Origin of the sequence: Edaphobacter sp., assembly GCF_035532915.1 — a bacterium.
In the GTDB taxonomy this organism is placed as follows: domain Bacteria; phylum Acidobacteriota; class Terriglobia; order Terriglobales; family Acidobacteriaceae; genus Edaphobacter.
Genome location: NZ_DATKQC010000224.1, coordinates 1 through 3,942, shown reverse-complemented (window position 1 = coordinate 3,942; position 3,942 = coordinate 1). Strand labels below are relative to the sequence as shown.

The following is a 3,942-nucleotide window of genomic DNA, read 5'->3' as shown; positions in this document are numbered from 1 at the left end:
CCCCGCCTCCTGAAGAAACTCCAACTGAAAGAAAATATACTTCTTGCCTGCTGTCTCCGAGGAGGGGTGTGGGGAGATTGGCCGGTTAATTACGGCATGTCGCAAGGTTTCTCCCCGACAGCGTGGAATTGTTCGGCCCGGTTCACCGCCTCCCCGCCAGGGGCTACTTGGCTGATCGGCCAACATTCCCTGCCGGGCGTCGAAGGGATGACTTATACTGCTGCGGATTACTCTCGGAGATCGCGCATGCCCACAGCCACACCATCCCCTGCGGATCAGCCGCTCTACGACCTTGTTAACGGACTGGCTCCATCGACCATTGCGGACGTGATCGCGCGTATGCAGGCCGTCGACGCGCTCCTGCCGGTGAATGATGGCCTCAAGTGGTTCAACCGGCTCTATCTCACGGTCACGCAGCAGGTCGATCTGCACCCGCCGGGAGGCGCGTGGCAAAGCCCAGTTTGGCTCACTCGCCTCGATGTCGTCTTCGCCGGTCTCTATTTTGGCGCCGTGGCCAGATTCCTCGGCGGAGGCTCTGTGCCCTCGGCATGGAGCGCGCTGTTTGAAGCGCGTTACCGCACCGGCATCGATCGCATTCAGTTTGCTCTCGCAGGCATGAACGCCCACATTAATCACGACCTCGCGCTGGCCCTGCTGACCACCGACGCCGAATTGAACGTCATTCCGGCTCCAGACAGCCCCGAGTTCGCCGACTATCAGTCCGTCAATGACTTGCTTAAAACCGTGATGCCCTCGGTGCTGACCATGCTCGCCACGGATACGCTCGGCGTGCTCGCAGAAGACACTGGCAAAATCGGCCGGCTGCTCGCTTTCTGGGACATCTGCAGCGCCCGCAACCTCGCCTGGGACTTCGCAAACCACCTGCGCGATCTGACCGGGCTCACTCGTAATGCTGCCATCAGTGCGCAAGACGCAACCACCGGCGCCCTCGGCCGGGCCATCCTCGCCGTCTGAATGCTCTGCGCAAGAGCCAGCCTGGCTCCATATGGTTCTTTTGAACATGCCTGTCGAGATGGCCAAAGCAGACAGCCAGCGGACCCTACAAATAGCCGAACCGACCGGCCAGCATCCTGCGATCTCATAACCGGGTTGGGTGTCTGGCGTTAACTATTCTTTCCGGTACTTTTAATTGTCGCCCGTCAGTTGGGGCAGGAAAATCGGACCCTGGGGCGTTCGGGGAGTAATCCCGACGATCGCGCATAACCGGTTGTCGATGAGTGGTTTGGCCTGACGGCGGCAATTCAGCAACATATCCCAATAGATCAATCCACATTTGCCTACTTCAATGAAGCCGCAGCATTCGGTGGCTGCTTCAGTCCGGGCAGAAGTATCGCAGTGCGGCCAGGTGCAGCCCATTTTCAGCCTCCGCATTGAGCCGGTTACCTTTGGCCAGGTCCATCAAGAGTCTTGAAGATAGCCCAAGATGGTGAGCAATGCAGACCATTCATTCGAGCCCAATCATGCCATCCTATGGAATTACCCCTGCGGATGGGCGGGGCCCGGTGCTCAAATTGGACACTCAACCCGATGCGCTCACGGCCTGGCCCCTGTTAACTGGGGATCAGCATGATTCGGTTCCGGCTACTCCGGTATCGACCTCAACCGGCACTGTTTTCTATGCCCGGCCCTTCGAAAACGGCAGGGCCATTCCTGGGGGAAGGCGTTTAATGCAAAAACTCGGAAAGCCGACTTTCGATGTAAGGAAGTTTTTAGCCAGCGCCGGCCGTGGTCGCGAGCTTCTCGAACTTCACGAAGATCAGATCCTCTTTTCGCAGGGAAAAGCCGCTGACTCTGTGATTTATCTACAAAGTGGACGCGCAAAGCTGATTGTCGGATCCAGCAACGGCAAGGAAGCCACGATCACTTACATCACTCCCGGAGATTTCGTTGGAGAAGAGTCGCTTGCAATCGTCGGCGCGCTCCATACGTCCACTGCAACCGCAATCACTCACTGCCGAGCTCTCAGGATAGAACGTGGCGAGATGCTCCGCGCCCTGCATGAAGAGCAGCCACTCGCCGTCGTCTTCACGGCGTTTCTTCTCGCGCGAGGAATGCGCATCCAGTCCGATCTTGTCGACCAGCTCTTCGACTCCAGCGAAAAGCGCCTGGCGCGGGCTCTCTTATTGATGTCGGGGCTTGGCAAAACAGGTGAAATAGAATCGCTGCCTCTTGAGATCACGGAGGAAAGGCTGGCTGAGATGATTGGCGCTCCCAGGTCTGCCGTCAGGTTCTTCATGAACCGCTTTCGCGAGCTTGGCTTCATCCGTTACGACGGCCAAATTCGGGTTCATCAATCTCTTCTGGACACAATCCTGCATGACCGGTTGCCCGGCAACAACACAGCAACACCCGAAATTGTTCACCCAGCACGGTAAGAAGGATGGACTTTCCCGATGGAATACTCGAAGTTCAACCGACTGCTCCGCCGAGTCATTGCGGTACCTTTGTTGGTCACGACATCTCTTGCCGGATTCCTCTTGTGGGAAACATTCGATCTGAACAGATCGTTGCAATGGGTTGATCACACCGATATGGTTCTCGACCAATCCGGCCACCTTCTCAAGGTGCTGGTCGATATGGAATCCGCGAAGCGCGGCTATATCGCGACCGGCGATGAAAGCTTCCTCCCGACGTATCTGGAGGGGACGAAGCGATTCGATCCAGAATTCCAGGTCTTGAATCAACAGGCAGCGGATAGCCCCGCACAGCAGCAGCGGCTCAGAGCCATCGATGCTGGCTTTCAGGAGGCGGAGGAGTACGACGACCGGATTATCGCTCTTCGCCGTGCGGGAAAGGTTGACCCCACTCTCATTCAGGACCAGCTAAGAAAGAGCAACCTGGATACGCTTCGAGAACAGGTCACCTACTTTCAAAGTGTGGAAGAGAAATTGCGCCGCGAGCGCGTTGAAGCTGCGCATCGCCGATGGGTCTTGATGGTGACAAGCTGTCTGGTTCTCGGCTTGGGCTCTGGCGTCTTCCTTGCGTTCTTTACCGGATCCCACATCAAGAAGCTCGGCGACAAACTGCTTCAGAATGAGGAGCGTTGGACAGCTGTGCTGGGCAGCATTGGCGAGGCGGTCATCGCCACGGACAGCGAAGGGCGAATCACCTTTCTGAACCCGATCGCCGCGGTTCTTACCGGTTGGCCGGTAGAGGAGGCTCTGAACCAGCCGATCGGACATGTGCTCAAGCTCATCAACGAAGAGTCCGGGATGACGGCGGACAATGAAGTGCTCCGCGTGCTCAAGGACAGGGAGATTCTGGCAGTAGCCAACCATGTGGATCTGGTCACAAGGGATGGCCGTGAAGTTGCGGTCGAGCACAGCGCCGCGCCCATCTTCGCGGCCGAGGGAAAAGTCATTGGCGTTGTGCTGGTCTTTCGCGATGTTGCGGAGAGGCGGCAGGAGCGGATCGCCACTGCGGAGCAAGCCGCGCTGCTCGAGCTCACGCAGGACTCTGTCTTTGTGATCGACATGGAGGGCAGAGTCCAGTTCTGGAGCCGCGGAGCAGAGGCCATGCTGGGATACTCCAAGGCCGAAGCCGCCGGTCAAATCGCGCATGAAATGCTTTGCACCGAGTTTCCGGAGCCGTTCAAGGAGATCACCGCAGAGCTGATGCGCGTGGGACATTGGGAGGGAGACCTCATCAAGACGGCCAAAAACGGCAGCCTTGTTGTGGTGGCAGGCCGCTGGGCATTGCAATGGGGCCAGCGCGGTCAGCCGCCTCGCGTGCTGGTCATCAACAGTGACATCACTCAACGCAAGCGCTCACAGGAGTTGCTCGTCTTGCAGAGAGAACAACTGCGCGCGTTGGCAGACCGCCTGCAGTGGGTGCGCGAAGAAGATCGCATAAGGGTCGCTCGCGATCTCCACGATCAAATCGGACAGATTCTCACCGCCATCAAAATGGATATGGCGTGGA

General features: G+C 57.9%; 4 protein-coding genes. 3 read left to right on the top strand and 1 reads right to left on the bottom strand.

The annotated features are described in order from the left end of the window. The first annotated feature begins 246 nt into the window (after nt 1-246). Nucleotides 247-975, top strand: coding sequence for a DUF5995 family protein (locus VMU57_RS10860; protein WP_325383296.1), 729 nt, complete (start codon nt 247-249; stop codon nt 973-975). A gap of 171 nt (nt 976-1,146) precedes the next feature. Here VMU57_RS10860 and VMU57_RS10855 read toward each other — a convergent pair whose 3' ends face one another. Then, nucleotides 1,147-1,377, bottom strand: a complete 231-nt coding sequence (locus VMU57_RS10855) for a hypothetical protein (RefSeq protein ID WP_325383294.1) — start codon at nt 1,375-1,377, stop codon at nt 1,147-1,149. Nucleotides 1,378-1,688: 311 nt separating this feature from the next. Between VMU57_RS10855 and VMU57_RS10850 the strand changes: the two genes are divergently transcribed. Further along, nucleotides 1,689-2,396: a Crp/Fnr family transcriptional regulator gene (locus VMU57_RS10850; RefSeq protein WP_325383292.1), complete on the top strand. Its 708-nt coding sequence runs from the start codon at nt 1,689-1,691 to the stop codon at nt 2,394-2,396. Between the two features lie 18 nt (nt 2,397-2,414). After that, nucleotides 2,415-3,942, top strand: a 1,528-nt coding sequence (locus VMU57_RS10845) for a PAS domain S-box protein (RefSeq protein WP_325383290.1), incomplete at its 3' end; no start/stop codon positions are given.

Coding starts and splice junctions, on each gene's coding strand:
- VMU57_RS10860 (WP_325383296.1), top strand. CDS start 247: ATGCCCACAGCCACACCATCCCCTGCGGATCAGCCGCTCTACGACCTT.
- VMU57_RS10855 (WP_325383294.1), bottom strand. CDS start 1,377: ATGGGCTGCACCTGGCCGCACTGCGATACTTCTGCCCGGACTGAAGCA.
- VMU57_RS10850 (WP_325383292.1), top strand. CDS start 1,689: ATGCAAAAACTCGGAAAGCCGACTTTCGATGTAAGGAAGTTTTTAGCC.